This is a genomic window from Kutzneria sp. CA-103260 (assembly GCF_018263855.1).
Classification (GTDB): Bacteria; Actinomycetota; Actinomycetes; order Mycobacteriales; family Pseudonocardiaceae; genus Kutzneria.
On sequence record NZ_CP073318.1, the window covers coordinates 2412277 to 2429595 of the forward strand.

Genomic DNA, 17319 nt, shown 5'->3' on the forward strand with positions numbered 1-17319 from the left:
TCGTGGCTGACGATCTTCCGGGCTTGACCACGGCGGGAGCGGGCGAGGACAGTGATCCGGACTGATCGGGCAGCCCGTGCTGATGGACCCGTCCGGCTCGGAGGTGGGGGATCATGGCTGAACACAACACCCCAGCCGGGCTGGGTGGGATGTGGGACCTGCAACGTGGCCGCCTGCGCCGCGACTTCCATCGGTTCGACGTGCTGTGCTTCCTCGTCTGCACGCTGGTCGGCCTGGACACGATCGGTTCCGCCGCGGCGAACGGACCACAGGGACTGACCTGGCAGGTCGTGCTGGCCGTGGTGTTCTTCCTGCCGTACGGCCTGATGGTGGCCGAGTTGGGCGCGGCCTTTCCGGTGGAGGGCGGCCCGTACGTCTGGACGAAGCTCGCGTTCGGCCGGATGGTCGCCGCGGTGAACCAGTTCCTGTACTGGTTTTCCAATCCACTGTGGATAGGCGGCTCGCTGTGCATTGTCGCGATCAGCACCTTCGAGGCGTTTTTCGTGCCGCTGCCCGGCGTCTGGAAGTACGTGGCCGGGCTGGTGTTCATCTGGACCGGCGTGCTGGCGGTGCTGTTGACGGTGCGGGTCGGCAAGTGGCTGCCGACGATCGGCGCCTTGGCGCGTGTCGTTCTGCTGACCTTCTTCGCTGTCTCCGTGGTGATCTACGCGGTGCGCAACGGCCTGCAGCCCTTGTCAGTGCGGGACTTCACGCCGACCTACGCCGGATTTGTCGGCCTGGTGCCGGTGCTGATCTTCAACTATGTCGGGTTCGAGCTGCCCAGCACCGCTTCGGAGGAGATGACCGACGCGCGGCGGGATGTCCCGTTCGCGGTGCTTCGGTCCGGTCTGGCGGCATTCCTGCTCTACGGCGGCCCGATCGTGGGGATCCTGCTGGTGCTGCCGGGGAAGGCGATCGGCAGCCTCAGCGGGTTCATCGACGCGGTCAAGGCCGTGTTCACCGTCTACGGCGGCTCAGTTTCCGCGGACGGCACGGTCACGCTGTCCGGCTGGGGTCAGGTGTTGGCGTCGATCGCCGCCGCCGGGCTCATTCTGGGCGTGCTGACCAGCGGCATCACGTGGGCGATGGGCGGTGACCGGGCGCAGGCGGTGGCCTGCGCCGACGGCGCCGGTCCGGCGTGGTTCGGCCAGATCTCGCCGCGCTTCGGGACTCCGGTGCGGGTGAACGTGTTCTCCGGGTTGCTCGCCTCGGTCGTCATGGTCGTCGCCTTCGTGTTCAGCGACGGTTCCGCGGAGAAGTACTTCGCCGCCGGCCTCGGCCTGGCCATCTCCACGAACTTCATCTCCTACGTTTTCACCTTCCCGGCGCTGGCCGTGCTGCGCCGCAAGCTGCCGGACGTGCCGCGGCCCTATCGCGTGCCAGGGGGCCGGACCGGGGTGCGGATCGTCGCCGGCGTCACCACGGCCATGGTGCTGTACACCGTGATCGTGTTGATCTGGCCGGGATTCGGGGTCGGCTGGTTCGGGACCGAAGGCGACCCGGCGGCTTCGTTGCCGAAGAGTTTCAGCGGGGAGCGCTGGTCGTACACCCTGAGCCAGGTCGTGCCGCTGGTGGCGATCGTGGCGCTCGGATTCGCCGCCTACGCGGCAGGTGCTCCCACCCGCCGCACCGAACGCGAGTCGCTCGGCGCGGCCGTGCCGTCAGCGGACCAGCCGAATTCCTGAAACTGCGGCTTGGCGTGCCGCGAGCAGGCGTCACACGGCGAACGGGAACGGGTACGAACGCCATCTGCGAGCGTTCGATCGGCTCCCTCCGCGCTGCTACCTGATTAGTTCGGCTAGTGTTATAATTAACGCGTTCGGAGTCACGAGCGAGATTGTGGGTGACGGTGCACCAGCGCGTACCCGAGACGGCGTCGATGCGACACCTTGACGTCGCGAACCGGGCCTCGATCCGGCGCACCAATCTCGGCCTGGTCCTTCGCCATCTGCGTGCCCGTGGCTCCCGGTCCCGTACCCAGCTCGCCGAGGACCTGGGCCTGCCCAAGGCCACGGTCTCCAACCTGGTCAACGAACTCGTCGAGCGCAACCTCGTCCGCGAGGGCGATGTGCAGCGTGGTGGGAGCGTCGGTCGGCCCCGGCAGGCTGTGGAGCTGCACGGCCGGAAGCTGTGTGGACTCGGTGTGGAGATCAGCGTCGACTACGCCAGGGCGGTCGCGCTGGACCTGCGCGGTGAGACGTTGCTGGACCAGCGCATCACCATCAACGCCGAGCGTGACAGCGACGTGCTGCTCGACGCCGTGGCCGCGCTGGTCACGCGCGCCATCGACAGCATGCGCGCGCAGGGGATCGACGTCGTCGGCGTCACCGTCGCCGCGCCGGGCGAGATCGACCGGGACGCCGGGGTCGTGCTCTTCGCCGCCAACATGGGCTGGTCGAGGCTGCCGGTCGTGGCCGGGCTCACCGCCCGGCTCGAACCCGACGCCCCGCCCATCACGGTCGGCAACGACGCGAAGTTCGGCGCGATCGCCGAGCACGCCATCGTCAGCCCGGTCGGCATCCACGACCTCATCTACATCACGGGCGAGGTCGGCGTCGGCGCCGGCATCATCACCAACGGCCAGTTGCTGTTGGGGGCCGCCGGATTCGCCGGCGAGGTCGGCCACATGCCCCTGGATCCCGAGCGGCAACAGTGCACGTGCGGCCGGCGTGGCTGCTGGGAGACCATGGTCGGCCTGTCCGCCCTCATGCGGCACGCCGCCGATCCCGACGATCCGGTGCGTGACCCGGATCGCGATCTGGAGGTCCGGCTGGCCGAGATCCGGACCCGGGCCGCGGTGGGGGACGGCCGCACCCTGGCCGCGCTCGACCGCATCGCGCACGGCCTCGGCCTGGGCATCGGCCTGCTGATCGACGTCCTCAACCCGCAGGCGGTCGTGCTCGGCGGATACTTCGCGATTCTTGGCGACCATCTCTTGGAGACCACCCGACGCCTCGTCGGCGAGCGCGTCATGGCGCCGCACGCCGGGGGATGTCAGCTGCTGGTCTCGACGCTGGGGTTCACCAGCGCCGCGCGTGGCGCGGCCCAGGACGCGCTGGAGTCCGTGTTCCACGACCCGGGCTCGGTGTCCGCGCCGCCCGCCTGACCAGAGCTGCCACGGCATCCACCAGAAGCGCCAGGCCGGTCGGTGCACTGTGGACAGTCGAGTTTGCCGTGTTGCCGCGGTGAACTCGACCGGTCCGGCCTTGGCGTTGGTCTGCGGATCAGTTGCCGGTCATGCGGAAGTCGTAGCGGCAGGGCAGCGGATGGACGCGCTGGACGAGAGCACGGCGGTCCGTGGCCGGCATGGTGCTGTGAGTGTGACTCGTGAGCTGGTCGTGGTAGGCGAACCAGAGTTGGTCGAGGGCGTCCTCGCCTTCCCGGAGATCGGCCACGACGATACCGGTGTCCACGAGGCGGGCGGCCCGGTCCAGGCGGCCCGCCGCGAGGGCCGCCGCGCATTCGAGCAGCTGGATTCGTCCGTCCGCTCGAAGGTCCGGTGCCAGTCGGTCGACGAGGGCAAGGGCTTCCCAGGAGCGGTCCGCGGCGAGAAGAACCTGGAGTGTTTCCACCGCGAGTGCCCGCAAAACGGTGGGCGTCATGGCACTGGCGCGAAGCAGCGAAGACGCGGCGTTGTCGGCCCGCCCGGCACGCAGGTCGTGCACGGCCAGGTTACGCAATGCCCAGGGATTGGCGGTTGCCTCCAGCGAGGCGAGCCACGCGTCGCGAGCGGCGTCGGCCTCGCCCGCGTGCCACCGAGCCACGCCGCGGTGCAGCCAGGTGAACCAGTTGTCCCGGGCGTGTTCGAGCCGTTGCCGCCAGCCAGGGGAGACCTGGTAGGAGCGCGGGGTGTCCAGGGGCGCCGGCGCGGGGATGTCGCCGGTGGCCAGGAGAGTCAGCCACGGTTCCTGCTCGCGGCGGAGGGTGTCAGCGTCGAACGGGACACCCGGCAGTTCCAAGGAATGATCGCCGGTCGCGGACCGGTGGAGCTGTTCCAGCGCGCCCCAGCCGGATCCGGTGTGCAGCCGGTCGGTCGGCGGCTGGTCGATCCACCGCCGGGCGGCGTCGTGCTCGGCGTCGACGAGGTGGCGGGGGACCAGCTCGTGCAGCGCGTCCTCGACCGCGGCGCAGGCGATGTCCCAGTCGGGGTGGCGTGTCGTGGCGGGGTCCGCGGTGAGCAGTCCGTAGGTCTCCAGCCATGACCACTGGGCGCCGGCCGGCATCGGCAGGTGTTCCAGCTGGGTGCGGGCCAGGCCAGCCTGGATCTCCAGGTAGGGGTGGCCGGGCGGGGACAACCATTCCTGCCAGCGGCGGCCGCCGGTGCCCTGCCCCCACAGGAACAGCTTGCGGCCGCGCAGCAGGTCGGTCGAGGACTGCACCAGGCCGGTGCCGTCGGCGTCCAGCGCGGCGATCCACCGGCGGCGGTGCGGCGCGATGTCGTAGAAGTAGTCGGCGGCGTGCCGGCCGCGGGCCGGGTAGCTGCGATCGACGCCGTCGTGGACGGGGATCGGTACGCGGCGGAGCACGCCGTCGTAGGCGAGGTGGTAGGCCGCGTCGGCCGGCGCCAGTACTCGGGTGCCTGGCGTCTCGGGCACGGCGATGTTGGACCACCAGTAGGCCGGGACTTCATGCTGGTTCGGGTTGATGATCCGCACGTGCACGTACAGCACGGCGGAACCCTCGGGTGCGTACGCGTCGATCTGGTAGACCAGTTCGCGGCTGCGTTCGAACTCCCACATGCGAAGGACTTCGATGCCGTCGGGCAGAACCACTCGGGCGGCATGCATCGGGGCACAGGTGAGTGGCGTGTGGCCGGTGGTGCCGAGGTTCCACTCGATGCCGCCGGCGAACCAGGCGTTGCGCAGCGCCAGGTTCGCTGGTTGCAGGATCGGGTTGCGGTGCAACAACTCTCGCCCGGTGGGCAGGTGGACCAGCGATCGCATCCGGCCGCCGAAGTCGAGCAGGAACTCGGCGCGCAGGATGCCGTTGTCCACCACGGCCACCGCCAGCTTCCGGTCGGTGAGATCGCGGGTGTAGGCGTCCTGCACGGTGTAGGGCAACAGCGTCGCCGGCCGGCCGTACGCGAGGTTGCGAGTCATGTCCGGGTCGGCGGCCGAGGCGTCGACCAGCGGTGTCACCGGCCGGGGCGGGGCCAGCGGCGGGAGCGGATTGTCCGGGCCCACCGCGGCGACGGGCAGCGTCACCGTGTCGAGGTAGACCGCGCTCACGCGTCGCCCCGCTCCGGGCTCTCCCGCCGACACCGCGACGCCACGTGCTGTCTCACGGCCGAACACCCCCTGTCGGAATTAGTTCGGCTAGTGTTATAACTAACCCGGCGTGGAGTCAAGAGCCGACCACAACCGTCCCGCGTTCTGTCTCACGTAGTGGAGTTGCGATGCGCCCCCTGTCCGTCATCGCCAAGAGTCCTGTAGGTGGCAAGAGGATCGCGATCAAGGTCGTCGCGGCCGTGGCGTCGGTGGCGGTCGGTGGGCTGGCACCGCCGACCGCCTCGGCGACGCCCCCTACCTCCGGCTACACGATCACCATCGGGTCGACGAGTCCGTACCAGTACCCGACCGACACCCCGGCGTCCCCCTTCCTCGACAAGGACGGCACGTTCTACTTCCAGCAGTCCGCGTCCCTCTACGGCGCGACGGATCCCCGGTACTGGGACTTCTACACCGGGCGGGACTTCGACTCCGCCACCCGGTCGACCGCGATCAGCACCGCGGTCAACCCCGCCGAGCCCAGGGACAAGAACAACGACACGACCTGGCGGTGCGACAACAGCCCCACCGGCGTCGCCGCCACCGACCCGCCCTCGGGTTCGTCCTACTCGCAGAAGAACTTCTGCGACCTGGTCGGCGTGTGGGTCGATCCGGACACCGGGAACTGGTACGGGTTGGTGCACAACGAGTTCACCCCGGAGCCGTTCGGCGCCAACTCGTTCTCGCACTACGACGCGATCGACTACGCCGTGTCGACCGACCAGGGCAAGGTGTGGACCATCAAGGGGCACGCCATCACCTCCCCGTACAGCACGGTTCGCGGCGACACCACCGCGTTCCCGAACGGGACCTTCGACTACGGCGACGGTGACCCCAGGTTGTTCGTCGACCAGGCGTCGGGCTACTTCTACGTCTACTACGGATCCCGCATCGTGCCCAAGGCCGGCACTGCCGGCACCTTCGACGGTCTGGCGCACGTCGCCCGTGCGCCGATGTCGGCGAAGATGGCGACCGGCTCGTGGCAGAAGTGGTACAACGGCTCCTGGTCGCAGCCTGGCGTGGGCGGTCTGGAAAGCAACATGACACCGGTGACGGCGGCCAACCCGTCCGGCTACACCCCGGTCGACCACGACTACAAGCCCAGCAATCCCGGTTCCGTGGAGCAGCAGATCGCGGCCGGTGAACTGCCGCCCAAGTCCGACCTGTTCGTCATGAACATCGCCTACGACGCCTACCTCGGCCTGTACATCGGCGAGCCCGAGGCCCTGTTGCAGAACGGGAAGGAGCCGCAGCGCTACTACGTGACCGACGACCTGGCGACCCAGAAGTGGTATCTGATCGGCGACTCCGGCAGCTACAAGTCAGGGTCCTGGTACCGCTGGTTCGTCGACGGCGCGAACAGGACGAACTCCACGATCATCGGCAAGACCTTCCGTTCCTACTGCTCCATCGCGTGCGCGACCTCCGACGGCGAGTACGCCAACGAAACCGTGGACTCGACCTCGCCCGCGGCGTCGCCGGTCGACCTGGGCAAGACCTACCGGATCAGCAGCGGATCGGGACGCGTGCTCGCCCAGGTCGCCGGCAGCTCCGCGACCACATCTGTGCCGGCGGCGACCGGCTCGAACCTGGAGGCGTGGGCTTTCACCGGCAACGGCGACGGCTCCTACACGATCACCAACGCCGCCACTGGCCAGGCCCTCGGCGTCGACTCCACCTCGACCGCGAACCGGGCCTGGGCGACCAGGCCGACGTCCACCCCGATCGGATCCACCGGTCCCGCCGTCGGGCAGCAGTGGTTCCTCCTCGCCAACACGTCCGCAGCCGGGGCCAAGACGGGGACGTATCGACTGGTCAACCGGCACAGCGGCCTGGTGCTGGGGCTGTCGTCGGATTCGACCCGGCTCGCCGAGACGACCCCCGCCCGGTCCTGGACCAACACCACGGGCAACCCGGTCGGCGGATCGCGGAGCGCGGCCGAGCAGACCCTGGGCCTCACCCCGGTTGGCGTGTCGAATCTCAATGGCACACACCGAATCTCGTTGTCCGGTCAGGCGCTCGACGACCCGGACTGGTCCACCACCGCCGGGACCCAACTCGACACGTGGCAACTCAACGGTGGCGCGAACCAGAACTGGGTGTTCACCCAGCAGACCGACGGCTCGTACACCATCGTCAACGCGTATTCCACGCTCTGCCTGGACGACGAGGGCGGCGGCACGGCTCCCGGCACTCGGGTGATCCAGTGGACCTGCACCGGCAACACCAATCAGCACTGGACTGCCGCCCGCTTGGCCGGCGGTGCCTACACGATCGCCAATGTCCACACCGGACTGCCGCTGACCACGGCCTCGACCGCCAACGGCGCGCTGGTCACGCAGCAGGCGAACACCAACTCCGCGCTCCAGGAGTGGACGATCAACTGAGATCGTGAGAGATCCGAAGGCGGTGGCCCTGACGTGGGGCCACCGCCGTACGGCGTGCCAGCGCACCCGCGACCCGGGCATCGGGAAATCCATCGGCAACTGCCCCTGCGGCGCGGTGAGCCCCCGAAACTGCCCGCGTCCGCTCGAATCTTCCTCCTGGTCTCCAGGATTTGTGTGACCTGGGTGGTTGTCCGCCGTCTCCAAGGTTGTGCGAGCAGTTTTTGGTGAAGGTGAGGTTGGCGGCATGACCGACGAGGTGGATGCGACGAGGGTGGCCGCGGCACGTTCGGGGGATCACAGGGCCCTGGACGACCTGGTGACGGAGTACCTGCCGCTGGTCTACAACATCGTGCGCCGAACGCTGTCGTCGGACGCCGACGTGGACGACGTCGTCCAGGACACGATGGTCCGGGTCGTGCGGGGGATCGGTGGCCTGCGCGAGCCGGATCGGTTCCGGTCGTGGCTGGTCGCGATCACGATGAACCAGATCCGCGAGCACCGCAGAGGGTGGCAGACCGCCGTGACGCCCCAGGAGGAGTTCGACGAGCGACCGGACCCCAATGCCGAGTTCGTCGACCGTGCCCTGACCGAGCTCGACGTGTCACAGCAACGGCGGGAGACCGAGCATGCGGCTCGGTGGCTGCACGGGGAGGATCGCGAGCTGCTGTCGTTGTGGTCGCTGGAGTGCGGCGGGCACCTGACGCGCGCGGAGGTCGCCAGTGCCCTGCGGCTGAACGCCCATCGCGTCACGGTCCGGGTGAGCAGGCTGAAGAACCGGCTGGAGGCCACGCGCATGCTGGTGCGGGCCTTCTCGGGCACGCCGCGCTGCCCGCAGCTGGTGGAGCTGGCGAACGAGTGGCCGGGGGAGCCGAACCCGTTGTGGCGTAAGCGCTTCCTGCGCCATGTCGACACGTGCCGACGTTGCCGCAGGGCGGGTTCCGACTTGGTGCCCGTCGAGCGGTTGCTGATGGGGATGGGCCTGGCGGCGCTTCCTTCCGGCTACGCGGTGTTCGTGCTGTCGCACATACCCGGCGAGGCGCAGTCGTCCGTGGCGACTGCGCAGTTCGGCCGTCTGGAGGATGAGTCTGCCCGTCAAGCAGCGCAGCCCTCGGGCCCTTGGCAGCGCATCGCCGACGCCGTCGTGGCGAAGCCGGTCCTGGTGCCGGTTGGGGTGAGCGCCGTGTGCGCCACTGTGTTGGCCGCGGTCGTTTTGGTACCGGGTAGCCAGACGTCTGTTCAGACGGTGGCTGGCGCATCGGGCAGCACAGCCAGCGCCTCCAGCGCGCCGTCGATCGGCGCAACCCCGTCCGGCACGACGTCCAGGCCGGCACCGACGACCACGACGTCGGCGACTTCGTCCTCGGCGCCGGTGCCGCACACGACCACCACGCCGCCACGAGCCCAGCCGCACCTCGCGACACCGACTTCCACCAGCACCGCGCCGACTTCGCCGGCCGACCGGGTGCTGGCGCTGATGAACCAGGCGCGGGCTGCGGCCGGCCTGCCGCCGTATCGGATGGACACGAGCCTGATCGGCAGCGCAACCGCGCACAACCAGACGATGGCCGGTGGCTGCGGCTTGTCGCACCAGTGCACCGGCGAACCCGGCATTGGTGACCGGGAGACGGCCGCTGGTGTGCGCTGGGGCGCCTGCGGCGAGAACATCGGCGACGGTGGGCCCGTCGGCAATTCCACGGACCCCGTCGCCAAGATGGCGCTCGGCCTGACCCAGGGCATGTTGGACGAGAAGCCGCCGAACGACGGCCACCGGCAGAACATCCTCAGCTCGTCGTTCACGCGGGTCGGGATCGTGGTGTCCCGCAACGCTTCCGGCACGGTCTGGATGACCCAGGACTTCGCCGACTGATTCGATTTCGACAATTCGTGGAGGTGTCGCCACCGAGCAATAGATCCGATGTCTGACCCTTGCGTCGGGGTTGGGCCGTCACGTGCGTCGCGACCGTCACGACCAGGTGTCCGTGGCGGTCGTTGTGCTGCGCAGATCGCGGCGTGGTCGAGAAAAGCCTTGCCTGAACGGCGATTACTGTCCCGCGTGAAAGATGTCCGGACCGCGCACAAACAAACAAGACCCGGCGGCGATCAAACAAAAGCCGTCTTGACCGTGTGACGCAGATCGCTGTAACGTCGGCCTAGAGATCCGATGTCTATCGAAACCATCGGTCGTCCCTCCCTACCGCCGCAGGAGGTAGACAATGACGTTTCCGTCCGAACCACCGTTATCGCGCCGCCATTTCCTGGCCGGCGCCGCCGCGGCCGGCGCGCTGTCCGTGCTGCCGGTCGCCCTGTCGGTCGGCACCGCCGAGGCCGCCGCCGGCCCGGCCGGGGTGCCGTTGCCCGTGCTGCGGGTGCCCCAGATCGACATGGGACTGGCGCAGCAGCCCGACTCGACGGTCGGGTGGCTGCAGGACGCCAAGATCGGCATGTTCATCCACTGGGGTGTCTACGCCGGGCCGGCCCAGGGTGAGTGGTACGAGCGCAACGCCCAGGTAAAACCGAGCGTCTATCGGAAATTCCTCACCGACGCTTCCCCGCAGCAGTTCACCGCCGACGAGTACGACCCGACGGCGTGGGCGCGGTTGGCCAAGGACATGGGCGCGAAGTACGTGGTGCTCACCTCGCGGCACCACGAGGGATTCGGGCTGTACCCGAACTCGCACCCCAACGCCTGGACGGCCGCCCAGGCGCCGCTGGCCCGCGACTTCATCGCCGGCTACGTCACCGCCGTACGTGCCGCCGGGTTGAAGGTGGGGCTGTACTACTCGCCGATCGACTGGCGCTACCCGGGTTACTACAACGTCAAGGGCGCAACCCTGTCCAGCCCGCCGTGGAACTACGAGGGCACCGACCCGGCGCACTTCGACTACAAGGCGAACGCGCGGGTGATGAAGGAGGAGGTCTATCAGGCGGTCAAGCAGTTGGTGACCGACTACGGCCCGATCGACGACCTGTGGTGGGACGGCGGCTGGTTGGCCGAGCAGGGCAACGACGCGGACGCCGCGTTCTTCTGGGAACCCGGCCAGTACCGCGACCCTAGCAACCAGTGGCCGGTGGGCAACTACGGCGAAACCGAGTCCGGCACGGGAAAGCCTCTGGGGCTGATGGGCATGGTGCGCGCGCATCAGCCGAACGTCGTGGTGACGCCCCGGTCGGGGTGGGCCGGCGACTACCAGGTCGAGGAGGGCGGCTCGGTACCGACCGGGCCGGTACGCGCCGGTGTGGTGGAGAAGGCGTTCACCATTCGTGGCACCTGGGGCTACGACGCCGGGGCGTCGGTGATGAGCTATGGCGACATCCTCGCGGTGGTGGTCAACAGTCTGGTGCGGAACATGACCACGATCATCAACGTCGGGCCGGACCGGCACGGCGTGGTGCCGGCGGACTCGGTGGCCGTGCTCAAGCAGGTTGGCGCGTTCCTGTCCGATGTCGGCGAGTCCGTCTACAACACCCGTGGCGGGCCATGGAATCCGGTCGACGGTCAGGTCGGCTACACCTGGCGGGACAGCACGTTCTACTCCCACCTGCTGCCCGGACAGCCCCAAGGAGCGTTCACGACTCCTTCGGTCGGCGATGCCCGGGTGAAACGGGTCTACGACGTGCGTACGAAGCGGGATCTGCCCTACACCGTGGGGGCCGACGGCCGGGTCACGATCACCAGTGTCGACCGCGGCGTGCACCCGCAGGACACGGTGCTGGCGGTGGTGTTGGACCGATCGGTGGTGGCCGGCGACATCGCCCGGGGCAAGCTCACCACCGCCGACAGCGAGGAGTCCAACCACGGCAACCTCGCGCCGAAGGCGACCGACGGGGACACCTCGACCCGCTGGTGCGCGGCCGACGGCGGCACTGGTCACTGGCTGCGGGTCGACCTGGGTACCCCCACCCCGCTGACCGGAGTGCGGATCGCGTGGGAGTTCGCGAACAAGACCTACCGCTACCGGGTCGAGGGCTCCACCGACGGCGCCACCTGGACCACGCTGGTCGACCGCACCGCCAACACCGACAGCAGCCAGGTGCACACCCTGCCGTGCACCGGCACTGTCCGGTACCTGCGGCTGACGGTGACCGGGCTGGACACCGGCTGCTGGGCCTCGATCCGCTCGTTCGAGGCGTTCAACCGGCCGTTCAGCTAGTCGGCCCGAAGGGGCGGTTGACCGGTGGTTCCGCTCGGGTGTAAGTGCCCCGGGCGGAACCACTTCCCACCCTGCCCTTGTGATCCGGGAAACCCCAACAGATCGAGGTTTCACCGTCCGGCGAATCCCGAAGGAGTCGACATGATCTGTGCGGTAAGACGACGTTCGCCCGTCCTCGCGGTTCTCATTGCATTAGTAGGCGTGTTGGTAGTTCCTTCCGCACACGCGGCGACTTCGACCTCGATCACCGTCGACGGCGGCAAGCCCGGTCGGGTGTTCGACGGCGTCGGGGCCATCAGCGGCGGCGGTGGCAACACCAGGCTGCTGATCGACTATCCCGAGCCGCAGCGCAGCCAACTGCTGGACTACCTGTTCAAACCCGGTTATGGCGCGTCCCTGCAGATATTGAAGATCGAGATCGGTGGTGACACCAACTCCACCGACGGCGCCGAAGCCAGCCATGAGCACACCCAGGGCACGGTTGACTGCGACCAGGGCTATGAGTGGTGGCTGGCAGAACAGGCCAAGGCCCGCAATCCCGACATCAAGCTCTACGGGCTGTCCTGGGGTGCGCCGGGCTGGGTCAACGCCACCGCGAACAACTTCTACACCACCAACGCGATCACCTATCTGACGGACTGGCTGGGCTGCGCCAAGAAGCACAACCTGAGCATCGACTACCTTGGCGGCTGGAACGAGCGCTACACCGGCGGCGACACCACTGCCAAGACCTGGTACGAGAACCTCAGGTCCGCGTTGAACCGCAACGGCAATGCCTCGACCAAGGTCGTCGCGGCGGACAACGACTGGTCGGTGGCCAACGACATGATCACAGATCCGGCGCTGTGGGCCGCGGTGGACATCGTGGGTGTGCACTACCCGTGCGGCTACAACAGTGGCTTCAGCTCCTGCGGCACGATCGGCAGCGCCCAGACCCAGTTGAGTAATCCGTTGTGGGCCAGCGAGAACGGTTCGGAGGACACCAACACCGGCGCCCCGTCGGTGGCTCGGGCACTCAACCGCGACTACATCGACGCCCGAATGACCTCGTACATCAACTGGCCGATCATCGCCGCGCTGTACCCGAACCTGTACTACGCCACCGACGGGATGTCGGTCGCCAACCAGCCGTGGTCCGGGCATTACAGCATCGGCAAGACGACGTGGGTGACCGCGCAAACCACGCAGTTCACCCGTCCTGGCTGGCACTACATCGACGCCGCCAGTGGCTACCTCGCCGGCGGTGGCGCCAACGGCAGCTTCGTCACGCTGAAGTCGACGAACAACACCGACTACACCACCGTGGTCGAGACCATGGACGCGGCCGCCGCACAGACCGCGAACGTCGCTGTCACCGGTGGCCTGTCCACCGGCGCGGTGCACGTCTGGGCAACGAACGTCAACTCGAACAACCCCGCCGACTGGTTCGTCCGCCAGCCCGACCTGACCCCGATTGGCGGCCACTACACGGCTACCCTGCAACCGGGCCACGTCTACACCTTCACCACCACCGACCCGGCCGGCGTCAAAGGCACCGCGACCCCGCCTCCCACGAAGCCGCTCGCACTGCCCTACCGCGACAACTTCGACGCCGCGGCGGCCAGCACCTCGCCGCAGTACTTCTCCGACATGAACGGCGCCTTCGCGAGGGAGGCCTGCCGCGGTCGGGGCGGCTCATGCGTGCAACAGATGGCGCCCACCGCACCGATCCACTGGACCGGCGAGCCCGACAAGGCGCCCTACACCATCATGGGGGACGCGGCGTGGAGCAACTACACGGTCTCCGTGGACACCATGCTGACGCAGCCCGGCACGGTCGAGATACTGGGCCGGGTCATGCGCCAGAAGCAGAACAACAACGGCCTGGACGCGTACCACCTCCGCGTGGCCGACACCGGCGCGTGGTCCATCGTCAAGACCGACCAGAACTGGGCCACCACCACGCTGAAGTCCGGCACCACCAACCCGCTGGGCACCAACAAGTGGCACACCATAGCCCTGAGCATGCAGGGCGCCACCCTCACCGCGAGTATCGACGGACAGTCCGTGGGCAGCGCGACGGACTCGTCCTTCCCCAACGGCCAGGCCGGCTTCGGGGTGGGCGGCTACCAGACCGACCAGTTCGACAACTTCGCCGTCACCCCGGGCACCACCGCGGCCGCGCCGTCCGGCCAGGTCGCTTCGGGCCTGGCGGGCAAGTGCCTCAACGCCGGTGCGACCCGGCTGGTCAACGTCACCGAGGACGGCAACCCGGCGCAGATCAGCGACTGCGATGGCCAGGCCGCCGAGTCCTGGACGTGGGTGAACGCAGCGTTGACCCATGAGGGCCTGTGCCTCGATGTCACCGGCGCGGGAACGACCAACGGCACCAAGGTCGAACTGTGGGAGTGCAACGGCGGCGCCAACCAGAAGTGGCAACCACAGCCGGACGGCAGTCTGAAGAGCACGCTGTCCGGACTCTGCCTGGACGATCCCGGCTTCACCACCACGAACGGCACCCAGCTGGAGATTTGGGACTGCAACGGCGGCGCCAACCAGAAGTGGGCCCTGCCGGCCTGACCATTCGCGCTCACGTCGACCCAACGCTGATTCAGCATGTGATCGGAGTAGCAGCATGCGTATCCTCGGTCCTCCCCGGAGACGGGCCCTGGTGCTCACGGTGAGCGCCCTCGTCGTCGCGGCCGGCGCGGGTGCCGGAACCGTCGCCCATGCCGCGCCTGCGGCCAGCCCGTGGCTGGATCCGTCCCAGCCATTGGAGCAGCGTGTGAATGAACTGCTCGGCCAGATGACATTGCAGGACAAGACCACGCTTCTTGAGGGCGTCGGCGCACCCTCCGGTGTCAACGCGGTGGGGTACGTGAACGGTGTGCCGCGCCTGGGTATCCCGGGACTGAAGCTCACCGACGGGCCGGCGGGAGTGCGGGACGGGCAGCCGGCCACCGCGATGCCCGCGCCCATCTCGCTGGCGGCCGGTTTCGACACGTCGCTGGCCAACCGGTACGGCTCGGTCCTTGGTGGCGAGACCAAGGCGCGCGGCTATCAGGTGCTGTACTCGCCGATGATCAATCTGGTGCGCGTTCCCCAGGGTGGGCGGAACTTCGAGACCCTCGGTGAGGACCCGTACCTGACCGGACAGATGGCCACCTCGGAGATTCAGGGCATCCAGGACAAGGGCGTCGCCGCACAGGTCAAGCACTTCGCCGAGAACAACCAGGAGAACAACCGGGGAAACTCCACCTCGAACGTGGACGAGCGGACGCTCAACGAGATGGAGCTGCCCGCCTTCCAGGCCGCGGTCCGCAACGGCCGATCCTGGTCGGCGATGTGCGCCTACAACCAGGTCAACGGCCACTGGTCGTGCGAGAACTTCCCGCTGTCGCACGACATCCTGTCCAGTCGGTGGGGGTTTGACGGGGTCGTCGCCTCGGACTACCCGGCGACTCACTCCACGGTCAACGCCGCAGTCGCGGGGGAGGACCAGGAGTTCGGCGGCAGCTCGTACTTCAGTGGGTTGGCGAACGCGGTCACCAGCGGCCAGCTGGCCCAGTCCGTTGTGGACGATCAGGCGCGCCGAGTGCTTCGCCTGATGTTCCGCACCGGCGTGTTCGACGGCGGCACCACGCCGACTGCCGACCCGGCGGCCGGTGCGACGGCGGCCCGCGCCACCGCTGCGGCAGGCACCGTCCTCCTGAAGAACGACGGCGGTCTGCTGCCGCTGAGCGCCTCCGCGCTGCACTCGATCGCCGTGATCGGCCCGTGGGCCGGAAAGGCGTACACCGGAGGCGGCGGTTCCTCGCACGTCACCCCGTACAGCCAGTACACCGTCTCACCCGTCGACGGCATCAGGGCCCGCGTCGGCTCCGGGGTGAACGTGACCACCAACGACGGCAGTGACACCGCTTCGGCCGCCGCGGCCGCGAAGGCAGCCGATGCGGCCGTGGTGGTCGTCGGCGATCAGGAGAACGAGGGCAGCGACCGCCCGTCGATCGACCTGCCGGGCAACGACAACGCCCTGATCCAGGCGGTGGCCAACGCGAACCCGCACACCGTGGTCGTGCTCAACACCGGCGCGCCGGTCACCATGCCCTGGCTGTCCAGCGTGCACAGCCTCCTGGAAGCCTGGTACCCGGGGGAGCAGGACGGCAATGCCCTGGCCGACGTGGTCTTCGGTGATGTCAACCCGTCCGGACGGCTGCCGGTCACCTTCCCGACCTCGCTGGCCGCAACCCCCATCCAGACCACCGCGCAGTACCCGGGCGTCAACAACGTCTACACCTACTCGGAGGGCCTCGAGCTCGGCTACCGGTGGTACGACGCCACCGGCACCGCGCCGCTGTTTCCGTTCGGCTTCGGTTTGTCCTACACCAGCTTCCGCTACGCCAACCTGAGCGTGACCGGCCCGGACGCCAGCGGTCATGTCCAGGTCGGCCTCGACCTGACCAACACCGGCTCCCGGGCCGGGGCGGAAGTGCCCCAGGTCTACCTCGGGTTCCCCTCCTCGGCCGGTGAACCACCGTGGCAGCTCAAGGGTTTCACCAAGGTCACGCTGTCGCCGGGGCAGACGCGGCACGTCGTGCTCACGCTGGACCGCAGCGCCTTCTCGGTCTGGGACACGGTCAAGCACGGCTGGCAGGTGCCCGGCGGCACGTACAAGGTCACCTTGGGCGCCTCTTCCCGTGACGCCCGGCTCTCCGGCTCGGTGCAGGTCGCCCCGGTGGCCACCGCGACCAGCTGGTCGGGCCACATCACCGGCATCGGCGGCCAGTGCGTGGACGTCGACGGGGCGTCCACCGCCAACGGCATCGCGATCCAGCTCTACGGCTGCAACGGCACCGCCGCCCAGGACCTCACCGTCTCCTCTGACCACACCGTCCAGGTCATGGGCAAGTGCCTGGACGCGGCCAACGGCGGCACGGGCAATGGCACGCTGGTGCAGTTGTTCGACTGCAATGGGAGCGGTGCGCAGCAGTGGCAGCCGCAGCCCGACGGGGAGCTGCTGAACCCGGTGTCGAAGCGGTGTCTGGACGCTACCGGTGCCAGTTCGGCGAATGGCACCCGGTTGCAGCTGTGGGACTGCACGGGCGGCGGCAACCAACTGTGGCAGATTCCGCAGCCCAGCGGCCCGATCACCGGCATCGCGGGCAAGTGTGTGGACGTGAACGGGGCCGGCTCGACCAATGGCACCGCCATCCAGCTGTACGACTGCAACCAGACCGGCGCCCAGGACTGGACCCGCAGCCAGGACGGCTCCCTGCACGCGATGGGCCGCTGCCTGGACGCGGCCGGCGGCGGCACGGGCAATGGCACGCTGGTGCAGTTGTTCGACTGCAATGGGAGCGGTGCGCAGCAGTGGCAGCCGCAGCCCGACGGGGAGCTGCTGAACCCGGTGTCGAAGCGGTGTCTGGACGCTACCGGTGCCAGTTCGGCGAATGGCACCCGGTTGCAGCTGTGGGACTGCACGGGTGGCGGCAACCAGCAGTGGAAGCTGCCGTGACCCTCGACTGACCCAGCGCG

The 17319-nt window shown here is 68.6% G+C and carries 8 protein-coding genes; 7 read left to right on the top strand and 1 reads right to left on the bottom strand.

Going from position 1 to position 17319, the window contains the following annotated elements:
* Positions 1-113 precede the first annotated feature (113 nt).
* Positions 114-1685 carry an APC family permease gene (locus JJ691_RS10480; protein ID WP_211768584.1) on the top strand — a complete coding sequence of 524 codons (1572 nt, stop codon included), beginning with the start codon at positions 114-116 and terminating at the stop codon, positions 1683-1685.
* Between the two features lie 194 nt (positions 1686-1879).
* Positions 1880-3106: an ROK family transcriptional regulator gene (locus JJ691_RS10485; protein WP_211768585.1), complete on the top strand. Its 1227-nt coding sequence runs from the start codon at positions 1880-1882 to the stop codon at positions 3104-3106.
* Between the two features lie 118 nt (positions 3107-3224).
* Here JJ691_RS10485 and JJ691_RS10490 read toward each other — a convergent pair whose 3' ends face one another.
* Complete coding sequence (locus tag JJ691_RS10490) at positions 3225-5228, bottom strand: DUF5107 domain-containing protein (RefSeq protein ID WP_211768586.1); 2004 nt, start codon at positions 5226-5228, stop codon at positions 3225-3227.
* 167 nt (positions 5229-5395) lie between these two features.
* On the opposite strand from JJ691_RS10490, the gene JJ691_RS10495 reads away from it, so the two are divergent.
* From JJ691_RS10495 to JJ691_RS10515, 5 genes are all read left to right on the top strand, one after another.
* The gene (locus JJ691_RS10495) at positions 5396-7654 is read left to right on the top strand and encodes an RICIN domain-containing protein (RefSeq protein WP_211768587.1); all 2259 of its coding nucleotides are present in this window, start codon (positions 5396-5398) and stop codon (positions 7652-7654) included.
* Between the two features lie 244 nt (positions 7655-7898).
* Entirely contained in the window at positions 7899-9521 is a 1623-nt protein-coding gene (locus JJ691_RS10500; RefSeq protein WP_211768588.1) for a sigma-70 family RNA polymerase sigma factor, read from the top strand.
* 346 nt (positions 9522-9867) lie between these two features.
* Complete coding sequence (locus tag JJ691_RS10505) at positions 9868-11805, top strand: alpha-L-fucosidase (RefSeq protein ID WP_211768589.1); 1938 nt, start codon at positions 9868-9870, stop codon at positions 11803-11805.
* Positions 11806-12006: 201 nt separating this feature from the next.
* A complete protein-coding gene (locus JJ691_RS10510) occupies positions 12007-14364 on the top strand; it encodes a ricin-type beta-trefoil lectin domain protein (protein WP_249227817.1) in 2358 nt (785 codons plus the stop codon).
* Between the two features lie 100 nt (positions 14365-14464).
* Positions 14465-17299 carry a glycoside hydrolase family 3 C-terminal domain-containing protein gene (locus JJ691_RS10515; RefSeq protein ID WP_249227818.1) on the top strand — a complete coding sequence of 945 codons (2835 nt, stop codon included), beginning with the start codon at positions 14465-14467 and terminating at the stop codon, positions 17297-17299.
* Positions 17300-17319 lie beyond the last annotated feature (20 nt).

What these genes read in the sequence shown, in the direction of transcription:
- JJ691_RS10480 (WP_211768584.1), top strand. Translation starts at nt 114, where the DNA reads ATGGCTGAACACAACACCCCAGCCGGGCTGGGTGGGATGTGGGACCTG.
- JJ691_RS10485 (WP_211768585.1), top strand. Translation starts at nt 1,880, where the DNA reads ATGCGACACCTTGACGTCGCGAACCGGGCCTCGATCCGGCGCACCAAT.
- JJ691_RS10495 (WP_211768587.1), top strand. Translation starts at nt 5,396, where the DNA reads ATGCGCCCCCTGTCCGTCATCGCCAAGAGTCCTGTAGGTGGCAAGAGG.
- JJ691_RS10500 (WP_211768588.1), top strand. Translation starts at nt 7,899, where the DNA reads ATGACCGACGAGGTGGATGCGACGAGGGTGGCCGCGGCACGTTCGGGG.
- JJ691_RS10505 (WP_211768589.1), top strand. Translation starts at nt 9,868, where the DNA reads ATGACGTTTCCGTCCGAACCACCGTTATCGCGCCGCCATTTCCTGGCC.